General features: G+C 63.7%; 19 protein-coding genes. 14 read left to right on the plus strand and 5 right to left on the minus strand.

What is annotated here, in order from left to right; translation table 11 throughout:
• The first annotated feature begins 185 nt into the window (after positions 1–185).
• From G486_RS0117880 to G486_RS0117915, 7 genes are all read left to right on the plus strand, one after another.
• Positions 186–992: a ferritin-like domain-containing protein gene (locus G486_RS0117880; protein ID WP_027016754.1), complete on the plus strand. Its 807-nt coding sequence runs from the start codon at positions 186–188 to the stop codon at positions 990–992.
• 245 nt (positions 993–1,237) lie between these two features.
• The gene (glnH, locus tag G486_RS0117885) at positions 1,238–1,960 is read left to right on the plus strand and encodes a glutamine ABC transporter substrate-binding protein GlnH (protein ID WP_034388326.1); all 723 of its coding nucleotides are present in this window, start codon (positions 1,238–1,240) and stop codon (positions 1,958–1,960) included.
• A gap of 27 nt (positions 1,961–1,987) precedes the next feature.
• Positions 1,988–2,644, plus strand: coding sequence for a glutamine ABC transporter permease GlnP (gene glnP, locus G486_RS0117890; protein WP_027016756.1), 657 nt, complete (start codon positions 1,988–1,990; stop codon positions 2,642–2,644).
• Positions 2,641–3,366 carry a glutamine ABC transporter ATP-binding protein GlnQ gene (gene glnQ, locus G486_RS0117895; protein WP_027016757.1) on the plus strand — a complete coding sequence of 242 codons (726 nt, stop codon included), beginning with the start codon at positions 2,641–2,643 and terminating at the stop codon, positions 3,364–3,366. The genes glnP and glnQ overlap by 4 nt, the downstream gene beginning before the upstream one ends.
• Before the next feature lie 10 nt (positions 3,367–3,376).
• Complete coding sequence (locus G486_RS22785; protein ID WP_034388328.1) at positions 3,377–4,405, plus strand: C45 family autoproteolytic acyltransferase/hydolase; 1,029 nt, start codon at positions 3,377–3,379, stop codon at positions 4,403–4,405.
• Between the two features lie 302 nt (positions 4,406–4,707).
• Positions 4,708–5,628 carry a MurR/RpiR family transcriptional regulator gene (locus tag G486_RS0117910; protein ID WP_034388330.1) on the plus strand — a complete coding sequence of 307 codons (921 nt, stop codon included), beginning with the start codon at positions 4,708–4,710 and terminating at the stop codon, positions 5,626–5,628.
• A gap of 260 nt (positions 5,629–5,888) precedes the next feature.
• Complete coding sequence (locus G486_RS0117915; protein WP_027016759.1) at positions 5,889–7,166, plus strand: EAL and HDOD domain-containing protein; 1,278 nt, start codon at positions 5,889–5,891, stop codon at positions 7,164–7,166.
• Between the two features lie 46 nt (positions 7,167–7,212).
• Here the strand turns inward: G486_RS0117915 and xerD are convergent, their stop codons facing one another.
• Entirely contained in the window at positions 7,213–8,166 is a 954-nt protein-coding gene (gene xerD / locus G486_RS0117920) for a site-specific tyrosine recombinase XerD (RefSeq protein WP_084455430.1), read from the minus strand.
• Positions 8,167–8,315: 149 nt separating this feature from the next.
• A complete protein-coding gene (locus G486_RS0117925) occupies positions 8,316–9,278 on the minus strand; it encodes a tripartite tricarboxylate transporter substrate binding protein BugE (protein ID WP_027016761.1) in 963 nt (320 codons plus the stop codon).
• Between the two features lie 266 nt (positions 9,279–9,544).
• On the opposite strand from G486_RS0117925, the gene G486_RS0117935 reads away from it, so the two are divergent.
• The gene (locus G486_RS0117935; protein ID WP_027016762.1) at positions 9,545–10,450 is read left to right on the plus strand and encodes an AEC family transporter; all 906 of its coding nucleotides are present in this window, start codon (positions 9,545–9,547) and stop codon (positions 10,448–10,450) included.
• On the opposite strand, the gene queG is transcribed toward G486_RS0117935, so the two are convergent.
• Positions 10,451–11,536 (minus strand): tRNA epoxyqueuosine(34) reductase QueG, encoded by a 1,086-nt coding sequence (gene queG, locus G486_RS0117940; protein WP_034388332.1) that lies wholly within the window; start codon positions 11,534–11,536, stop codon positions 10,451–10,453. It lies immediately after the preceding gene.
• Between queG and tsaE the strand changes: the two genes are divergently transcribed.
• From tsaE to G486_RS0117955, 3 genes are all read left to right on the plus strand, one after another.
• Positions 11,519–12,061 carry a tRNA (adenosine(37)-N6)-threonylcarbamoyltransferase complex ATPase subunit type 1 TsaE gene (gene tsaE / locus G486_RS0117945; protein WP_027016764.1) on the plus strand — a complete coding sequence of 181 codons (543 nt, stop codon included), beginning with the start codon at positions 11,519–11,521 and terminating at the stop codon, positions 12,059–12,061. The two genes, queG and tsaE, sit on opposite strands and share 18 nt — an antisense overlap.
• Before the next feature lie 17 nt (positions 12,062–12,078).
• On the plus strand, positions 12,079–13,572 hold the full coding sequence (locus tag G486_RS0117950; RefSeq protein ID WP_027016765.1) for an N-acetylmuramoyl-L-alanine amidase: 1,494 nt from the start codon (positions 12,079–12,081) through the stop codon (positions 13,570–13,572).
• A gap of 163 nt (positions 13,573–13,735) precedes the next feature.
• The gene (locus tag G486_RS0117955; RefSeq protein ID WP_027016766.1) at positions 13,736–13,963 is read left to right on the plus strand and encodes a glycine zipper domain-containing protein; all 228 of its coding nucleotides are present in this window, start codon (positions 13,736–13,738) and stop codon (positions 13,961–13,963) included.
• A gap of 33 nt (positions 13,964–13,996) precedes the next feature.
• Here G486_RS0117955 and G486_RS0117960 read toward each other — a convergent pair whose 3' ends face one another.
• Positions 13,997–14,647, minus strand: coding sequence for a DedA family protein (locus G486_RS0117960; protein ID WP_027016767.1), 651 nt, complete (start codon positions 14,645–14,647; stop codon positions 13,997–13,999).
• Positions 14,648–14,866: 219 nt separating this feature from the next.
• Between G486_RS0117960 and G486_RS0117965 the strand changes: the two genes are divergently transcribed.
• From G486_RS0117965 to gdhA, 3 genes are all read left to right on the plus strand, one after another.
• The gene (locus G486_RS0117965) at positions 14,867–15,127 is read left to right on the plus strand and encodes a glycine zipper 2TM domain-containing protein (RefSeq protein WP_034388394.1); all 261 of its coding nucleotides are present in this window, start codon (positions 14,867–14,869) and stop codon (positions 15,125–15,127) included.
• Positions 15,128–15,509: 382 nt separating this feature from the next.
• The gene (mutL, locus tag G486_RS0117970; RefSeq protein ID WP_211233808.1) at positions 15,510–17,534 is read left to right on the plus strand and encodes a DNA mismatch repair endonuclease MutL; all 2,025 of its coding nucleotides are present in this window, start codon (positions 15,510–15,512) and stop codon (positions 17,532–17,534) included.
• A 282-nt stretch (positions 17,535–17,816) separates the two neighbouring features.
• Positions 17,817–19,163, plus strand: a complete 1,347-nt coding sequence (gdhA, locus tag G486_RS0117975) for an NADP-specific glutamate dehydrogenase (RefSeq protein ID WP_027016770.1) — start codon at positions 17,817–17,819, stop codon at positions 19,161–19,163.
• Between the two features lie 9 nt (positions 19,164–19,172).
• On the opposite strand, the gene G486_RS0117980 is transcribed toward gdhA, so the two are convergent.
• Positions 19,173–20,042 carry a hypothetical protein gene (locus G486_RS0117980; RefSeq protein ID WP_027016771.1) on the minus strand — a complete coding sequence of 290 codons (870 nt, stop codon included), beginning with the start codon at positions 20,040–20,042 and terminating at the stop codon, positions 19,173–19,175.
• Positions 20,043–20,198 lie beyond the last annotated feature (156 nt).

Here is a 20,198-nt window from a genome sequence, read left to right on the forward strand (position 1 = left end):
CGTGTTCACGATCTCCTCGCGGCGCGCCAGTGTCTTTGCGAAATCGGGCGATTTTTTGGGGCTGGTCCTTGCTTGCACCCCGGTGCAAGCTGCGGCCCATCGACTCGACATCATCCCGATTGCGCTCCAACGCGCCTGCGTAGTGATCGTGAACACGCTCTATAGGTAAACCTACAATTGTAGGGATGGAGTTACGTCATCGCGCCCTGGAGGTCTTGTGTCTTTCAGACCCCGAACAAAAAGCCTCTGCAGCCCTTGAGCTGCATGCGCAACAAGCTCTTTATTCAATAGCAGCCACGGCACCGCCCCTGCTCTGCGCCGAATCCGATCTGCCGGGCCGGCCCGCGCGTCCCGAGCTGCGCCATCACACGGCCGTGGCCCGCCGCTCGCCTGCCTCCCCCGAAGGGCGCGCCGTTCTCATCCATGCCATCGCGCATATCGAGTTCAATGCCATCAATCTGGCGCTGGATGCCATATGGCGCTTCGATGACATGCCGGCGCAGTTCTATCGCGACTGGCTGCAGGTGGCCGCCGAAGAGGCCAAGCATTTCCGGCTGCTGCGCACGCATCTGCAGCAGCACCTGGGCCATGATTACGGCGACTTTCCAGCCCACCAGGGGCTGTGGAGCATGTGCGAGAAGACGGCGGGCGACATCACCGCGCGCATGGCCCTGGTGCCGCGCACACTGGAAGCACGCGGCCTGGATGCGACACCGCAGATTCAGCTCAAGCTGCGCAACGTGGGTACACCCGATGCGCTGGCCGCCGTGGACATTCTGGACATCATCCTCGGCGAGGAAGTCGGCCATGTGGCCATAGGCAACCACTGGTATCGCTGGCTTTGCGAGCGCCAGGGGCTGGATCCAGAAGCGCATTACCTGGTTCTGACCGAGCGCTACGAGGCTCCGCGCCTTCGGCCCCCCTTCAACGAAGCAGCTCGCCGCGCTGCCGGCTTCAGCGAAACCGAACTGGCCTGGTTGCAACAGATTTAATCCGTACAAACCCCAGGACCGAGTCGTCCTCCCCCTCTGAGAACTTTCAAATCCCTTTATATGAAGGGATGTTTCCTGGTTGTTTCAGCTTGTCATGAGCATACGTTGCAAATACATTTGCACAAATAGATATTGCGCAAATATAGATTGCAAATCTATTCCTCCAAGCCTCGACGCCTGGAGGATTCTTCTATAAATCGGGAGGAACACTCATGGGGGCGACGAAACGCGCTTTGCTGACAGCCATGGTGATGGGAGGAGTTTTGCACAGCCTGTCCGTACGGGCCCAGGACCAGCCTCTGATCGTGGCAACGGATACGGCCTTTGTGCCTTTTGAGTTCAAGCAGGGCGACAAATACGTAGGCTTTGACATCGACCTCTGGGATGCAATAGCCAAGCAGCTGGGCCTGAGCTACAAGCTTCAGCCCATGGATTTCAACGGCATCCTGTCAGCCCTGCAGACCAGGAATGTGGATCTGGCCCTGGCCGGCATCACGATCAAGGAGGAGCGTAAAAAAGTCATCGATTTTTCCGATGGCTATTACGACAGCGGCTTCATGCTGCTGGTGCCCAAGAGCAGCGGCATCAGGAGCGCAGCCGACCTCCGCGGAAAAAGCCTGGCGATCAAGACCGGAACCTCGTCGGCCGACTATGCCAAGACACATTTCACAGGCACGCAGCTGCGCCAGTTCCCCAATATCGACAACGCCTATCTGGAGCTGATGACAGGCCGGGTGGATGCCGCCATGCACGACACACCCAATGTGCTGTACTTTGCAAACACGGCCGGCAAAGACAAGGTCCAGGTGGTGGGCGAACAAATGCAGGCCCATCAATACGGCATCGGCTTTCCCAAAGGCAGCCCGCTGGTGCCCAGGGTCAACCAAGCCTTGGCCGGGCTCAAGGCCGATGGCCGCTATGCCGCCATCTACAAGAAATGGTTCGGCACAGAGCCGCCCAAACCCTGATGACCCGGATGACGCAGCCCATCCGCCATGGACTTCGATATCTCCGTCATCACCCATGCCCTGCCCGCCTTGATGCAAGGCGCCAAGCTCACGGTCTGGATCACTCTTGCCGGGCTTGCAGGGGGCACCGTCGTGGGGCTGGTCTTCGGCCTCATGCGAGCCTATGGCAACCGCCTGCTTGACACGCTGAGCTTTGTCTATATCGAGCTGGTACGGGGCACGCCCATCGTGGTGCAGGTCATGTTCATCTACTTTGCCCTGCCCATGATCGCCAATGTGCGCGTGGACCCGCTGACTGCCGCCATCGTCTCCATCATCGTCAACTCGGGGGCCTACATTGCCGAGATCGTGCGTGGGGCATTCCTGTCCGTCCCCAAGGGGCTTGCCGAGGCGGGCCTGGCCCTGGGCCTGCCGGGCTGGCGCGTTCTGAGCTTTGTGGTCGGCCCTGTTGCCCTGAGGCGCATGACCCCGCCCCTGGGCAACCAGTTCATCGTCAGCCTCAAGGACACCTCGTTGTTCATCGTCATCGGTGTGGGCGAGCTCACGCGCCAGGGCCAGGAGATCATGGCTGCCAACTTCCGGGCCGTGGAGATCTGGAGCGCCGTGGCACTCATCTATCTGCTCCTGATCGGTTGTCTGACCTTCGCGCTCAGAACCCTGGAAAAGAGGATGCGTATCCTATGACCATGGTTGAATTTCGCAAGGTCAGCAAGCGCTTTGGCGCCACCGTGGTGCTCGACCAGGTGGATCTCTCCATCCAGCGCGGCGAGGTCGTGGTGCTCATAGGCCCTTCGGGCTCGGGCAAGTCGACCCTGTTGCGCTGCATTAACGCGCTGGAGAGCATCGACAGCGGTGACCTCGTGGTCAACGGCCTGAGCGTGCGCGCAGGCAAGGCCAAGGTGCGCGAGATCCGCCAGGAAGCCGGCATGGTGTTCCAGCAGTTCAATCTGTTCCCGCAAATGACGGCACTGGAGAACGTGGCCTTCGGCCCCAGGCAGGTACGCGGCCTGGACTCGCATGAGGCCCGGTCCCTGGCCCGGGACTTGCTTGGCAAGGTCGGCATGGGAGAGCGCGAAAACCATTACCCGGGCCAGCTCTCAGGCGGTCAGCAGCAGCGCGTGGCCATTGCCCGGGCGTTGGCCGTCAAACCTCAGATCATGCTGTTCGACGAGCCCACCTCGGCCCTGGACCCTGAGCTGCGCCAGGAGGTGCTGCGTGTCATGCAGTCCCTGGCCGAGGAAGGCATGACCATGATCGTGGTCACGCATGAAATCGCTTTCGCACGCAAGGTGGGCACACGCCTGATCTTCATGGAAAACGGAAAGATCACCGTGGACGGCCCCCCGGCCGAGCTCATAGATCAGCCCAGCAATCCCCGGCTGCGCGAATTCCTTCAACACGTTTAATCACCGACCCATGCTTGATTTTCTGCGAATCACAGGTACCTCGTTCGAGGTCGGCCAAGCCCTCGGCCGCTTCGGCGCCCGAGCCATGCACTCCTACGCCCAGACTTCGTCCGCCTGGAGCCAGCTCATGCGCTGGCGCGGCCACCCCAGGGTGCTAACCATGGCCAGGTTGGTGCGCGAGCGCCATCCCGACTACTGGCAAGAGCTCAAGGGCCTGGCCCAGGGCCTGGGTCTGCCCGAGGAGGATGTCTTCATCTGGAACTGCCGCGGCGACCTCTGGGCCATGACGCCCGACGGCTGCACCACGCTGCAATATCCGGGGCCGCTGCCGCTGATTGCTCACAACGAGGACGGCGACCCGGCGTTTGGCGGGCATTGCGCCATAGCCCAGATCAGCATCACCAACGGTGGCCGCTTCACATCCTTCGTCTATCCCGGCTCCGTTCCAGGCCATACGTTTGCGGTCACCGAAGCCGGCATGGTGATGACGGTCAACAATCTACGCAGCCTCCAGGCCGAGGCGGGCCTGCCCAGAATGCTGCTCACGCGCGCCCTGCTCGACATGGACCATGTCGAGGCCGCCATCTCCTACCTGCGCACCAGCCCGCGGGCCGGCGGCTTTCACCTGACCCTGGCCCAGGCCGGCGCCACCGACATCGCCAGCGTGGAGTTTTGCAATGCCCTGGTTTCGGTACAGGCCGTGGATCAGCGCTCATTGCATGCCAATCACATGGTCCATGCGGCCATGACCCACCAGCCGCAAATCATCACCCGCTCTTCGAGCAACCGCCAGACCCAGGGCATGGAGTTACTGCAGAGATCGCAGCACCCCGATGCACTGGACATCCTGTTCGACCGCAGTCACCTGAACTTTCCGATCTACCGCGATGCGCCCGATGACAGCGACAACGAGCACACCATGGCAACCGCGGTTTTCGAGGTCGGCGAGCAGGCTGTGGACTGGCAGGTCTATGCGGGGGCCTGCCGCTCCAGCCTGTTTATCATGCGCAACGCCCAACGCTGCGAGCTGGTGTCCTGATGCCTGTGCGCCTTCTATGCAGATGGCGCACAGCCTCATGGACAACCGAGATGAACCTGACCGGGCCTGCTTTTCCTGCACCAGCAAGCACGGCTTTGCCTGCCGGCGTCTCGCAACCAGCCTGGGCTCGCAGGCATGAGGCGACAGCTTCTGAATCGGCTTCGCTCTCATTCCATTTCCGGACCCATCGAGTACACCAGGATGGAGCTGCCGCAGCACAGGAGCAGGGCCAGCGCCGCCAGCGAGTCATCGCCTGACTCGGTTTTGGAATTCTCCAGTCTCCTCATCCACCTTCTCCACCCATGTCCTCTGCCGCCGTCTCCAATGTCCATAACCTGGACTCCCTGCGAAACCTGGTCATTGCCATAGGCCGGGGCCAGGCCAATGTCTCGCTGGGCACCAAGGCCCACGCCGTACTGGCCAAGCTGGTGGACAGGCCCGGCGACGTGGCCGTCAGCACGATCTCCGAGCTTGCCAGCAGCATGGGCGTGCATGCCTCCACGCTCACGCGCCTGGCGACACGGCTGGGTTTCGCAGGTTTCGGAGAGTTCCAGGCGGTGTTTCGCGAGCACCTGACCCAGGACGGCCCGCATTTCTATACGCGCCAGGCAGGCCGCCTGCTGGACGGGACCACAATCCACGAGCCACTGAGCTGCTGTGACCTGGTCACCCAGCTGGCCCAGGAGTCGGTGCGCAATGTGGTCGGCTTTCTGCAACAGCTCGATGAGTCCGAGCTGCAACAAACGGCCCGGCTGCTCGCGCACGCGCCCAGGGTTCGCATCTACGGCATACGGCAGATCCATTCTCTTGTGAGTTTTCTGAACTACGGCCTGAACCTGCTGCGCGCCGAGGTCTCCCTGCTCAGCGGCCCGGGCCAGGGGGTTGCCGAAAGCCTGGCCCAGATGACGCACGGCGACGTGCTCGTGGTCTCCAGTCTTGCGCCCTACTCGCGCATCGTGGCCGAGGTGGCCCATGCGGCGGCCCGATCCGGCATCCACGTGGTCGCCATCACCGACACCCGCGCCTCCCCGCTTGCAGCCGCCGCACGCCATGCATTCTTCATCCCTTATGAAAGCAGCTTCATCAGCAACAGCATGGGAGCCTGCATGATTTTCTGCGAAGGCCTGATCAACCTGGTGGCACGCGAGCTTGGTGAAAAAGGACTCAAGGCCCTGGAGCGGCGCGAGGGCTTCATCAACGCCCTGCACATAGAAACGCCCTGAACCTGAAAACCTGGTCCGGCGCCCGGAAAAACTGTCAAACATTCGCAAACCAGCGAACCGCTCCCACATCCCAAAACTGGACAGGAAACCGGCTCCGGACAGACGCGCAACCGGCCTGCGGCATGCCTGGCGATGCGCTCCATTCCCGGCCTGGAAGGGGCTTCTTCGGGGCTTATCGGCAGGCGGGATCGTTGTAGGATAGGGTTTGCTACAGTTGTAATGTGTGCACTGGATCACGCATCAACCTCTCCCCCTCCGCCATGAAAAGCAATAAATCTTCTACTCCGTCTGCTTTGCCAGAAGGCATTGAAGACGATCAGGTGACGGTGATCGCACGCCAGGCCATCGTCAATGAGCAGCGCGACGTGTTCGGATATGAGCTGTTCGACCGCTCGACCGCCCAGGATCAGCACACGGCGGCCTCGGACGCGGCCTTGCTGTTCAATGCGCTGTCCTATGCAGGTGCCGAAGCCCTGGTCGGCAAGAAGACGGTCTTCATCAACTGCACGCATGAAAGCCTGAGCGGCGGCCACCTGGAATTGATTCACCCCGACAAGGTGGTGCTGGAAATCCCCACGCTGCACGACAATGCGAGCGCCGAGGAGATCGCCGCCTGCCTGCCCCTGTTCAGCGACCTGCGCGAACGCGGCTTTCGCCTCGCGTTCAACCAGAGCCTGCTGCGCCGCGCCTATGCAAGCTGGCTGCCTGCGGCGGCCTTCATCAAGCTGGACATGCAGGCGCTTTCGCTGGCCGAAGCCCAGGTACTGGTGAAGTTTGCACAAACCCATACCCTCGCAAGAATCGTGGCCGAGAAGGTGGAGACGCCCGAGCAGTTCGAGCGCATGCGCGAGCTCGGTGTGATGCTGTTCCAGGGCTTCTGGTTCGCCCAGCCCCAGCTCGTGCAGGCGCGCGCCATACGCCCGGCCCAGGCGACCATCATCCAACTCATCAACCTGGTACGCCAGCAGGCCAGCACGGACGAGATCGAGGAGCTGCTCAAGAAGGATCCCACGCTGTCCTTCAATCTGCTGCGCTTCATCAACTCCTCAGGCTTTGGTCTGTCCTGCGAGATCACCTCGTTTCGCCACGCAGTGATGATTCTGGGCCTCAAGAAGCTGTTCCGTTGGGCCGCCTTGCTGCTGACCACCTCACGCGCCAATGGCACGCCACCGGCCGTGGGACAGACGGCCGTGGTGCGCGGGCGCCTCATGGAGTTGCTCACCGCCGAGCTGCTGCCCAGCGAGGACTGCGACAACGCCTTCGTGGTCGGCGTGTTCTCACTGCTGGACGTGATGCTCGGCCAGCCCATGGAACAAGCCCTGTCCTCGGTGGCCTTGCCGCAGTCCGTGGTCGATGCGCTGGTGCACAACAAGGGCGTGTTTGCCCCGTTCCTGGATCTCACACGCGCCTGCGAAAGCGGCGACGAGCAAAGCTTTGCCGAAGCAGCCAATGCCTTGCAGCTATCCAACCACCAGGTCAACTGGGCGCATTTGCAGGCACTGGCCTGGGCAGACAGCCTGATCGCAGAAGAAGTCTGACGGCCGTGCTCTTCAGGCTGCATGTCCTCAGAGCGTGTTCACGATCTCAGCCGCGCGGGTGGTGCTGGGCGTGCAAGGCCTTGAGACGTTCTCTGGCCACATGGGTGTAGATGGTGGTGGTGGAGATGTCGGCATGGCCAAGCAGCATCTGCACCACGCGCAGATCGGCGCCGTGATTGAGCAAATGGGTGGCAAATGCATGGCGCAGCGTATGCGGTGACAGAGGTGCGGTAATCCCTGCAAGCTGGGCGCAGCGCTTGACGATGATCCAGAACATGACGCGTGACATGCCTGCGCCACGCTGGGTCACGAACACCGCATCGCTGCGCTGACCACCCAGGATGGCGCTGCGCGCAGTCTGCAGATAGTGCTCCAGCCACCACTGCGCCTCCTGGCCAAAGGGCACCAGGCGCTCCTTTTGCCCCTTGCCCGTAACGCGCAGCACGCCCGCGCGCAGGTCCAGCTCGTGCAGGCTCATGCCGACCAGCTCGCTGACGCGCAGGCCGCTCGCATACATGAGCTCCAGCATGGCACGGTCGCGCAGGCCCAATGGCGTCTGCGTGTCGGGCGCGGCCAGCAAAGCCTCGACCTGCTCCTGGCTCAGGCTATGAGGCAGGCGCGGCGCCTGCTTCGCGGCCAGGATGCGCACCGTGGGATCGACGGCAATGCGCTGCTCGCGCAGCGCCCAGTGGTAGTAGCGGCGCAAGACCGTGAGGCGACGGTTGGAAGAGCTGGCCTTGGTCTGCGCAAACCGGACGGCGAAATACGCCTGCAGCTCGTCCTCCTGCGCCTCATCGAGCGCCCGCCCCGCACGCGCCAGCCACTGGCCCCAGGCCATGAGGTCGCGCCGGTAGGCAGCCAGGGTATTGCGCGACAGGCCGTCTTCCAGCAGCAGCGCGTCCATGAACAAGTCCAGGGCCTCAAGGCTTGCGGGCAGGGGCTGGGGCCAGTGCGCAGGGTTGTCGGTTTCGGCGCCTGACGGCTCGGCAGATAAAGGCATGGGCGAAGGGTACACGCTGCCACGACAAATAAAAAGAGAGCTGCCAGCGCTCGTCACTCATGGGTTTCAACTACTTATATGCCTGAAACCCAGTACTGACTGGCGCTAGCAGCTCCTTTTTCAAGAGCCGCCATCATGGCGGCCGACGCTCAGTCCAGCGCCAGCTTCTGCTCGACCACAACCCTCTTGTAAATTTCGTACTCGTCCTTGAGCTGCTTGCCGAACTCTTCGGGCGTATTGCCCACGACCAGGGAGCCCGTGTCCTCGATGCGCTTTTTCACACCCGGATCCTGCAGCACCTTGCGCACGGCGGCATTGAGCTTGTCCACGACCTCCTTGGACATGTTCTTGGGGCCCAGAATGCCGTAGAAGGCCATGCGGTTCACGGGCTCCAGGCCGACTTCCTTGAACGTGGGCACATTCGGCAGAACCGCGAGGCGCTGAGGCGCAGCCACGACGATGGGCACCAGGCGGTTGTCCTTGATGAAGGGCAGGGCCGAGGGCAGATTGTCCAGCACCATGGGCACCTGCCCGGCAACCACGTCATTGAGCGCAGGGCCCGCACCACGGTAAGGAATATGGGTCACAAACGTCTGGGTCAGGTTTTTATACAGCTCCATCAGCATGTGCTGAATACCACCAGTACCAGATGAGGCATAGGAGTATTTTCCCTGGGATCTTTTCAGCTCGGCCTCAAAGCTCTTGTAATCCTTGGCCGGGAATTTGGGATTGACCGCAATCACATTGGGTGTGGCCGCCACATTGATGATGGGCGTGAAGTCGGTAATCGGGTTATAGGACACCTTGGGGTTTATGGCCGGATTGGTGGCCATGCTCGATACCGTGGCAATACCCAGCGAATAACCATCGGGAGCCGAGCGCGCGGTTTCCATGGCGCCGATAATGCCGCCGCCGCCGCCCTTGTTCTCCACGATCACAGGCTGGCCCAGTTCCTTGCCCAGGGGGTCGGCAATCACACGCGCAATAATGTCCGTGGTTCCGCCAGGGGCGAAGGGTACAACCAGTTTGATGGGCTTGCTGGGATAAGCCTGGGCCATGGCAGCAGAACTTGCAAGAGCCAGGGTCAGGCCCATCCATTTGCGGCGATTCATAGAACTATCTCCTTGTGGAAGTCATTGTTGATGACGTTATTTTTCAGACGCAGACCTGGTGAGGCCTGGCCTCGCTTAAAGCGGATTTGATTATCACGTGTACAAGACGGGATTTCGATCAATCAAATCCCTACGACCCTGCATAAGTCAAAACTCATAAGAATAATTGGCATCGAAGACAGCTTGACCTGCTACCTTCAGCCCGGTGTCGCCACGGCGCACGGCGATACCGGCACTGGCGCTCAAAACGCTTATGCTTGGGGGCCGTGAACTATGCACAACTGCTTTTCCCCGACTTTTCGCTGATCGCGCTCGGCTATCTGCTGTGCCGCCATACGCAGTTGGACCGTCCGCTATGGCAGGCCACGGAATCACTGGTGTATTACCTGCTGTTTCCGGTGATGCTGTTTCACTCCATCGTCAAGAACCCGCTGGACTGGGGTGCAACCAGCGTGCTGCTTGCCGCCGGCATCTGCACGGCCCTGCTGGGCATTGCGCTGGCCTACAGCCTGCCCCACTGGCCCTGGCTGGGCGCGCGCCTGGACCGGTCTTTGCACGCGGGCTCGGCCCAGGTGGCGTTCCGCTTCAACTCCTTCATCGGCCTGGCGCTCGCGAATCGCCTCGCCGGCCCCGAGGGCCTGCTCTACATCTCGGTGCTCATCGGGGTCAGCGTGCCGCTTTGCAACATCGCTGCCGTATGGCCCATGGCACGCATCAGCGGCCAGCCCTTCATGGGCCAGCTGGTGCGCAATCCGCTGATCATCGGCACGCTGGCCGGACTGATGTTCAGCGCCCTGGGTCTGAGACTGCCCGAATGGCTGGAGCCCTCGGTCTCGCGCATAGGCGCGGCCGCGATTGCGCTGGGCCTGATGTCGGCCGGCGCAGGCATGCAGTTCGGCGCCCTGGCCGCAGGCAAGCTGCTGGCCGTGCAGCTGCTGGGCCTGCGCCATCTGGCCCAGCCCCTGATCGCCCTGGCCATGGTGCATGTGTTCGGGCTCTCGGGCGCCCAGGCCCTGGCCCTGATGGCTTTCTCGGCCCTGCCCACGGCCTCGTCCTGCTATCTGCTGGCCGTGCGCATGGGCCATAACGGCTCCTATGTGGCGGGGCTGGTGACCCTGTCCACCTTGCTCGGGGTCCTGAGCCTGCCGTTTGCGCTGAGCCTGGTGAACTGATCAAGGCTCGCGCTGGGCAAGCGCCCAGGCCACATGCTCGCGCACCAGCGCATCCTCATGCCCGGCACGGCCGGCCAGGGCCGCACGCACGGCCTCGTCCCCCGTGTCGCGCCAGGCATTGCCCAGGGCCACGGCCAGGTTGCGCAGCCAGCGCTGATGGCCTATGCGGCGTATGGGGCTGCCTTCGGTGCGCCGCAGGAACTCGGCCTCCTCCCACGCAAAGAACGCCACCAGAGAGCTGCCGGCCAGGCCCGGGCGTGCATCAAAGTCCGGCAGCCGGCTGGGCTGGGCAAACTTGTTCCAGGGACAGGCGAGCTGACAGTCGTCGCAGCCGTAGATGCGGTTCGCCATCAGCGGGCGCAACTCCTCGGGAATCGCGCCTGCATGCTCAATGGTCAGATAGGAGATGCAGCGGCGCGCATCCACGCGCCGGGGCGCAACAATCGCCGCCGTGGGGCAGGCATCGATGCAGGCCGTGCAACTGCCGCAATGCGCGCTCACCGGGGCCGTGGGCTCCAGCGCCAAGTCCACATAGATCTCGCCCAGAAAAAACATCGAGCCCGCCTCGCGGTTCAGAATCAGCGTGTGCTTGCCGCGCCAGCCCTGGCCGCTGCGGCTGGCCAGCTCGGCCTCCAGCACCGGGGCCGAATCAGTGAACGCCCTGTGACCAAAAGGCCCGATTTCCGCCGCAATGCGCTCGGCCAGCTTTTGCAGCCGCGAGCGCAGGACCTTGTGATAGTCTCGCCCCCTCGCGTAAACGGAGACGATGGCTTCCTCGGGGCGCCTGAGCCTGTCCCATTCGACGGCCTGCCAGCCGCGCCCCTGACCGGCGAACATGCTGGCCGGCAGATAGTCCATGCGGGCCGTGATCACGCTCACCGTCCCCGGCACCAGCTCGGCCGGCCGGGCACGCTTGAGGCCATGGCTTTGCATGTAATGCATCTCGCCATGGAAACCTTTCTCCAGCCACTGCATCAAACCCGGCTCCGCAGACGACAAATCCACGCCAGCCACGCCGATTTGGGAAAATCCAAGTTCGCGAGCCCAAGCCTGTACCGAAGGAACCAATTGACTGCTGCACAACATACTCCCCCGATTGTAGAAAGCGGCGTCCGGCCGGGCGCGTCTGCGGCGTCGGCTTCACTGCAGTCCCGGCAATGGCTTTGGCATGGCGAGCAGGACACCGAGCGCTTTGCACAGCAACTCGCTGCCCTGCCGGCCCTCGCGAATGCGTATGTCACCCTGCATGGCGACCTGGGCGCAGGCAAGACCACCCTGGTGCGCCACCTGCTGCGCGCCCTGGGCGTGCAGGGACGCATCAAAAGCCCCACGTATGCAGTGGTCGAACCCCATGAGGCACCGGGGCTTGCGATCTGGCACTTCGACTTCTACCGCTTCGACGATCCGCGCGAATGGGAGGATGCGGGATTTCGGGATATTTTCTCCAGCCCCGGCCTCAAGCTGGCAGAATGGCCCGAAAAAGCCGCAGCACTGACTCCGCCTGCGGATATAGCTATTCATATTGAAGCAATTGACGAAGCGCAGCGGCGCGTGACCCTGATGGCCCAGACCGAGCCGGGTCGCCTGCTCCTCGCGGCCCTGAAGCCCTAAAGCCCCAAAGCCCAGGCATGAGCGACGTTCTCTCCCCCACTTCTTCCCGCATGTCGCGCCGCAACCTGCTGCAGGCAGGCACGGTGGTGCTGCTCCTGGGCCGCCAGCAGATCGTGCACGGTGCCACCATCGTGGCCGTACGCGTCTGGCCTGCGCCCGATTACTCGCGCGTGACCATAGAGTCCGACACCAAGCTCTCGGCCAAGCAGTTCTTCATAGACCAGCCTCCGCGTCTGGCCGTGGACATCGACGGCATCGAGCTCAACCCCGCCTTGCGGGAGCTGGTGGCCAAGGTCAGAGCCGACGATCCGAACATCGCCGCCATCCGCGTGGGCCAGAACTCGCCCTCGGTCGTGCGCCTGGTGATAGACCTCAAGCAAGAGGCCCGGCCCCAGGTCTTCACGCTGGAGCCCGTGGCTCCGTACAAGCACCGGCTGGTTTTCGACCTCTATCCAGCCAAGGCCGTGGATCCGCTGGAGGCATTGATCAGCGAAAGACTGCGCGACCGCCTCCCGCCCCTGGATGGCGACACGAACGTGGCCGCCGCACCAACGCCCCCGGCGCCGGCGCCGATTCCCATGCCCGCCGTCACCGGCAAGCCGCCAGCGCCAGCACCAGCACCAGAAGTCGATCCTCTGGGCGACCTGATTGCCCAGCACAGCGGCTCCAGGCCAGAGCCGGCGCCGCCCGTGATTGCCCAGGCCCCCGTGCCGCCCCCCGCACCGGAGCCGGCCCCGGCTCCCGCGCCCCGGCCGGCCCCCAGCCCGCCACCGGTGGCTCGCCACACCGACCGCATCATCATCGTGGCCCTGGACCCCGGACATGGCGGCGAAGACCCGGGCGCCATAGGCCCCAAAGGAACGCGTGAAAAAGACGTGGTGCTCAAGATTGCGCATTTGCTGCGCGAGCGCATCAACAACTCGCGCATAGGCGGCAGCCCCATGCGGGCCTTTCTCACGCGCGACGGCGACTTCTTCGTGCCGCTGGCGACACGCGTGGAAAAAGCCAGGCGCGTGCAGGCCGACCTGTTCGTCAGCATCCACGCCGACGCCTTCACCACGCCGGCCGCGCGCGGAGCCAGCGTGTTCGCGCTCAGCGACAAGGGAGCATCGAGCACGGCCGCACGCTGGCTGGCGAACAAGGAAAACCAGGCCGACCTCGTGGGCGGCCTCAACATGGGCAGCCAGGACCGCCATGTGCAGCGCGCCCTGCTGGACATGAGCACCACGGCCCAGATCAAGGACAGCCTCAAACTGGGCAGTGCCCTGCTCGGCGAGATCGGCGGCATGGCCAAGCTGCACAAGCCGCGCGTAGAGCAGGCCGGCTTTGCCGTGCTCAAGGCGCCCGACATTCCCAGCGTGCTCGTGGAAACAGCCTTCATCAGCAACCCCGATGAAGAAGCCAAGCTGCGCAGCACGGCCTACCAGGTGCAGCTGGCCGACGCCATCATGCGCGGCATACGCAACTACTTTGCCCACAACCCGCCGCTGGCCCGCAGCCGCTCGGTCTGAGGCAGGCAATACAAGACGCCTACAAAAGAAACTTGCGGTGATTTATGACCGCAAACTGCATGCCAGGGGCCCGGCTTGTGCCAGCATAGGCGCCGGTCCCACTCATGGCCCCGCAAGCGCTGACTACCTCTTTGCAGCAGACGTGGCCCCAAGGAGAGCTCTCATGCGTTTGCGACTCATTGTTTTGCTCGCCGTCCTGGGCTGGAATCTGGCGGGCTGCGCCCTCCGTCCCAGCTATGCGCAGGTCGGCTCGGGCATGGGAGCCATTGTCGGCGGCGTCGTGGGCAATGTGCTGTTCGGCTCCACGCTGGGCACGATCACCGGGGCTGCGACCGGGGCCTTGATCGGCCAGCAGGCCGGCAGGGCCAACGACTACGACCCCAACCCCTGAGAGCGTGAACACGTTCTGAGATCGGGCTCCAGGTCAGGCCTGCGCCTTCTCCTTGCGTCCGGCGCGCCAGGCACCGAATATCGCGATCAGGCCGGGCACGAGAATCAGACCCCAGATGATCTTCTCCAGGTTGTCCTTCACCCATTGCATGTTGCCGAAGAAATAGCCGGCGGCGCTGATGCCCACCACCCAGACCACGGCCCCTCCCACGTTGAACGCCGTGAAGCGGCTGCGCTCCATGTGCGCCACACCCGCCACAAAGGGTGCAAACGTACGGATGAAAGGCATGAAGCGCGCCAGAACAATGGTGATGCCGCCATAGCGCTCATAGAACGCATGGGCCTGATCGAAGGCGCGGCGATTGAACCAGCGCGAATCCTCCCACTGGAACACCTTGGGCCCTATGAAGCGGCCAATGCTGTAGTTGCACTGGTCTCCCAGGATGGCCGCCACCAGCAGCACCACGCAGGCCAGCTTGTAGTCCATGAGACCTGCGCCGCTGAGCGCTCCCACGATGAACAGCAGCGAATCGCCGGGAAGAAACGGCATGACCACGACACCGGTTTCCACGAACACGATGAGAAACAGCAGCGCATACACCCAAGGCCCGTAGGCCAGAACGAACGCCTCCAGGTGCTTGTCTATATGCAGTATGAAATCGATGAGAAAGGAGATGGCTTCCATGGCTGCGCATTATCAGCGCCCCGGGCCAGACCCAGGACATGGGCCCGGCCTGCAGACCGGCAATATGCGTCAGGGTTTCATAAATTCTGTTACCTCTTTTATTCAACCGATACCTCAAGCACATAGATCTGTCAGCCTTTTGCAGGCAAAGTCCATGAATCGTCAGCGGAACCAAGGTCCCGCTTCCCGCAACCCTTCATGAACAAAGGCCACAACCGCATGTCCACACCTCGCACTCTCCTCAAATCCCTGACTCTTATGGGAACGCTTGCAGGCGCTCTGGCTCTGGGCGGCTGCGCCCATCACCCGAACAATGCCCAGATCGGCACGGGCGTCGGCGCCGTGGCGGGCGGCGTGGTCGGCAATGCCTTGTTCGGCTCCACGCTGGGCACGGTGGGCGGTGCAGCCGCCGGCGCACTGATCGGCAACCAGGTCGGCAGTGACAGCGACAATGCCGGCCGCCGCGGCCGCAGGCGCTGAGCATTCCAGGAGCGGGCATGCAGCTCCAGAAGCTGCAATACGCCCTGAGAACGTGTTGACGATCTCCTCGGTGCCGCGCCAGTGTCTGTGCGGGATGGGATGCAAGGCGCGACACCGCAGCAATAGCCGTGCTATTGCGAGGATTCGCAACGCTGCAGACCGCCCGCAAAGACACTGGCCCCAAGGGTTGGAGCGAAATCGGGCGATTTCTTCGCGCTGTGGCTTGCTTGCACCCCGGTGCAAGCTGCGCCCCATCGCTTTGAACTCATCCCGATTGCGCTCCAACGCGGCAGCGTAGAGATCGTCAACACGTTCTGACAGAACCCTGCATCTCAAGGGCCGAAAGCCGCGCACCTAAAATCATGCTGTGAACCCAGACAGCATGACTCCCCTCTCCGATGCACGTCGCCCGATTCGCGACCTGCCCGATGAACTCATCAGCCAGATCGCAGCCGGCGAAGTGGTCGAGAGACCGGCCTCCGTGGTGCGCGAGCTTGTGGACAACGCCCTGGATGCAGGCGCCAGCCAGATCACGCTGCGGCTTCTGGCCGGCGGCGTGCGTCTGATCTCCGTGGAGGATGATGGCGTGGGCATTCCGCAGGCCGAACTGGCCGTGGCCCTGCGCCGCCATGCGACCAGCAAGATCACCGACCTGCACGACCTGGAAACCGTGGCCACCATGGGCTTTCGCGGCGAGGCCCTGGCCGCGATCGCATCGGTGTCCGAAACCTCGATTTTCTCGCGCCCTGCAGGCCAGGAATCGGCCTATCTGCTGGATGCACGCAGCGGCGAGTTGCGGCCTGCAGCCCGCAACCAGGGCACTACCGTCGAGGTCAAGGAGTTGTTCTTCTCCACACCCGCGCGGCGCAAATTCCTGAAGACCGACGCCACGGAGCTCGCGCATTGCATAGAGTCCGTGCGCCGCCATGCGCTGGCCCGGCCCGATGTGGGCTTTGCGATCTGGCACGAGGGCAGGCTCGTGGAGCAGTGGCGTGCGGCCACGGATGCCGATCCCGCCCAGGCCCTGGCCCAACGGTTGGCCGACGTGCTCGGCGAGGACTTTGCCAAGAACTCCGTGGCCGTGGACCACTGGTCGGGTTCGGTCCATGTCACGGGCCGGGCCGGCATTCCCGATGCCGCGCGCTCGCGCCCCGACCAGCAGTTCTGCTATGTCAATGGCCGCTTCGTGCGCGACAAGGTGCTCACCCATGCGGCACGCAGCGCCTATGAAGACGTGCTGCACGGCCACAAACAGCCCATCTATGCACTGTATGTGGAGATCGATCCCGCACGCGTGGATGTGAACGTGCACCCGACCAAGATCGAGGTGCGCTTTCGCGACAGCCGCGAAGTCCACCAGGCCGTGCGCCACGCGGTGGAGAACGCGCTGGCCGCGCCGCGCGCCGTGGCAGCCGCCGAAGCGGCGGCCCTGGAAGCCGGGCGCAACCCCGAGCTTCTGCCGGCCACGCCGCAGACCACGGCCAGGCCCGCAGCCCCGGCCTGGCCCCAGGCGCGCATGAGCTTTGGTGACGAGCGCCCCGGCCACAAGGTCAGCGACATGGCCGGGCTCTGGGCTCCGATGCGCACCCAGCCCCCGGCCCCGGCCGCCTCCTTCGTGCAGGCTGGCGGCACAGAGCCCTCAGCCCCTGCAGGTCACGCGCCGACGGAAGCAGCCCCGAGCGCCGAGGCCGGCATGGCGGCAGATGCAGGCGGCGCGGCGGCCGCCCCGGAGTTTTCGGGCGCGCCGGCCTCGACCATCAATGCCAATGCCAATGCCAGCGCCACGCCCCATGCCGCAGATCCGGCCGACGCCGAGCCCGTATGGCCGCTAGGCCGGGCCGTGGCCCAGATCCATGGCGTATACATCCTCGCGGAAAACGCCCAGGGCATGGTCATCGTGGACATGCATGCGGCCCACGAGCGCATCGTCTATGAACAGCTCAAGAACGCGGTCAACGGCGATGCGCAGATTCCCAGCCAGCCGCTGCTGATTCCGGCCACCTTCGCGGCCACGCCCGAGGAAGTGGCCACGGCCGAAGCCCATGAAGCCACCATGCTCACGCTGGGCCTGGAGATCTCGCCCTTCTCGCCCAAGACCCTGGCCGTGCGCGCCGTGCCCGCAAGCCTGACGCAAGGCGATGCCGTGGAGCTTGCGCGCAGCGTGCTGGCCGAACTCGCCCAGCACGATGCCAGCACCGTGATCCAGCGCGCGCGCAACGAAATCCTGGCCACCATGGCCTGCCACGGCGCAGTGCGTGCCAACCGCAAGCTCACGCTCGATGAGATGAACGGCCTGCTGCGCCAGATGGAAGTCACCGAGCGCTCCGACCAATGCAACCACGGCCGCCCCACCTGGCGCCAGTTGAGCATGAAGGAGCTGGATGCACTGTTTTTGCGCGGCCGATGACATCAAAAACCATAGCTGCTAGCGCTTGCTCTGCTTGTGTTTCAGGCATTAACAAGCTTGAGATGCTTATCTGACAAGCGCTAGCAGCTAGCAAATTCTCTAAACATCAAGCCCCGGCTTTGTCGGGGCTTTGTTTTTTGCGACGCTCTGCACTGCAGACCAGGCATTCGATGCACCATCCATGTGCCACCGAACACCAAAACAATGCATAACCGCATAACTTTTTGGCATAATCTTGGTCTGCACTTTGCATCATCGCGTTTTTAGCCAGAAGGTTTTTCTATGAAGTACGAGTCCGTGAACCAGTTCCTCGCAGAAGTCGCCCAGCGCAACCCCGGCCAGCCCGAGTTCCTGCAAGCGGTGACCGAGGTCATGGAAAGCCTGTGGCCCTTCATCGAGAAGCATCCAAAATACGCCGAGTACGGCCTGCTCGATCGCCTGGTCGAGCCCGAGCGCGTGGTCATGTTCCGCGTGAGCTGGACGGACGACAAGGGCCAGGTGCAGATCAACCGCGGCTTTCGCATCCAGCACAGCATGGCCATCGGCCCCTACAAGGGCGGCCTGCGCTTTCACCCCTCGGTCAACCTCTCGGTGCTCAAGTTCCTGGCCTTCGAGCAGACCTTCAAGAATGCGCTGACCACCCTGCCCATGGGCGGCGGCAAGGGCGGCTCGGACTTCGATCCCAAGGGCAAGAGCCCGGCCGAGGTAATGCGCTTTTGCCAGGCCTTCGTGACCGAGCTGTTCCGCCACGTGGGGCCCGACACCGACGTTCCTGCAGGCGACATCGGCGTGGGCGGGCGCGAGGTCGGCTACATGGCCGGCATGTACAAAAAGCTCTCCAACAGCGCGGCCAGCGTGTTCACGGGCAAGGGGCTGGCATTCGGCGGCTCGCTGATACGCCCCGAAGCCACGGGCTACGGCACGGTGTACTTCGCCCAGGAGATGCTGGCCACGCGCGGCCAATCCATGGAGGGCAAGACGGTCTCGGTCTCCGGCTCGGGCAATGTGGCCCAGTACGCCGTCGAGAAGGCCATGCAACTGGGCGCCAAGGTGATCACGGTGTCCGACTCCTCGGGCACGGCCCATGACCCCGCTGGCTTCACTCCCGAGAAGCTGGCCATCCTCATGGAGATCAAGAATCACCACTATGGCCGTGTGAGCGACTATGCCGCCAAGGTCAGCGATGTGCAGTTCCTCGCAGGCCAGTGCCCGTGGTCGATCAAGACCGATATAGCCCTGCCCTGCGCGACCCAGAACGAGCTCGGCGAGCAGGATGCCAAAACCCTGATCGCCAATGGCGTGCAGTGCGTGGCCGAAGGCGCGAACATGCCTTCGACCAACGAGGCAGCCAAGGCCTTCGAGCAGGCCGGCGTGCTGTATGCGCCCGGCAAGGCCAGCAATGCGGGCGGCGTGGCCACCTCGGGCCTGGAGATGAGCCAGAACGCCATGCGCCTGTCCTGGACCGCCGAAGAGGTCGATGCCCGGCTGCTGCTCATCATGCAGGGCATACATGCGGCCTGCCTCAAGTACGGCCAGCGCGAGGACGGTACGGTCAGCTACATCGACGGCGCCAATGTCGCAGGTTTTGTGAAGGTGGCCGACGCCATGCTTGCGCAGGGCGTGATCTGATGGCGTTTCCTAGCGCTTGAGCGCAGCCTCGCACCAGCGCTGGGCCACGGCCGGCGAAGTGGTGCAGACCGCCTCCGTGGTGACCGTGGTCACGGCGCGCTCCAGCAACTGGATGTCGGCCTCGTGCTGGCGCGCCACATGCGGATCCTCGAAGAAGATCACGCGCTGGCAGCGGCGTTCCAGCACCAGGTCGGCGATCTGGGCATCACCACCCAGAGGGCCGCTGTTGTAGCGCTCCACCCAGGGCCGGCCCTGGGGCCAGCCCCGGCTCCAGGCCAGCTCGTTGAGCCTCTGCCCCGTGGTGCCCGTGGCCACGCGCCGCCCGAAGCGCGAGAGCAGCTCGAAGTTGAGGGCCGCAAACTCCAGCATGCGCGACTTGAGCGCATCGTGGGCGATCAGCGCCAGCGTCTGGCGCCCGAAGTCGTGAAAGCGCTGGGCCCCGGGATCGGGCGCCAGGCCTGCATGCAGGCGCTCCATCTCCACCCAGTCGCGCGCCGAGGCCAGGGTCGACAAAAAGGGCTTGCCATGGATTACGCACTGGCGCTTGAGCGCCACGGCCTCGGGAAAGGTCGAGGAAGGATCCACGGGATCGGTCAGGTAGATCGCGCCATCCAGGCGGCGCGCATCCCCCTCCATGCCCACGACCTCGGCCACCAGCTTCATGAGCCCGCCCTCGCGCCCATAGGGGTAGCGATGCAGGGCGCCATAGCCGCCGAGCATGCCGGCCCCCTGGATGGCGTCATAGGTGCGTCCCACCGCATGCAGGGAAAGACCGAGCTCGCGTATGCCGGCCTCGCAGGCACGCAGCCAGGCGAACAGCGCCGCATCTTCGGTTTGGTGGTGGATTCGGTTGGCCGCAAGACCCAGGCATAAAGGCATAGAGTTCATCCCTTGGAAGACGGCCGATGCGACTCCCGCCCGCGACCGAGGGCATCAAGAATAGCGCGTATCACGGCGCTGCCCGCGCACCGCAGCGAAGTCCCTCCATGCCCTGCAAGAGAAGTTCGCAGAGCCAGTCACCCCAACCTTCCTCGC

It is taken from the genome of Comamonas composti DSM 21721 (genome assembly GCF_000429845.1).
GTDB classification, from domain to species: domain Bacteria; phylum Pseudomonadota; class Gammaproteobacteria; order Burkholderiales; family Burkholderiaceae_C; genus Comamonas; species Comamonas composti.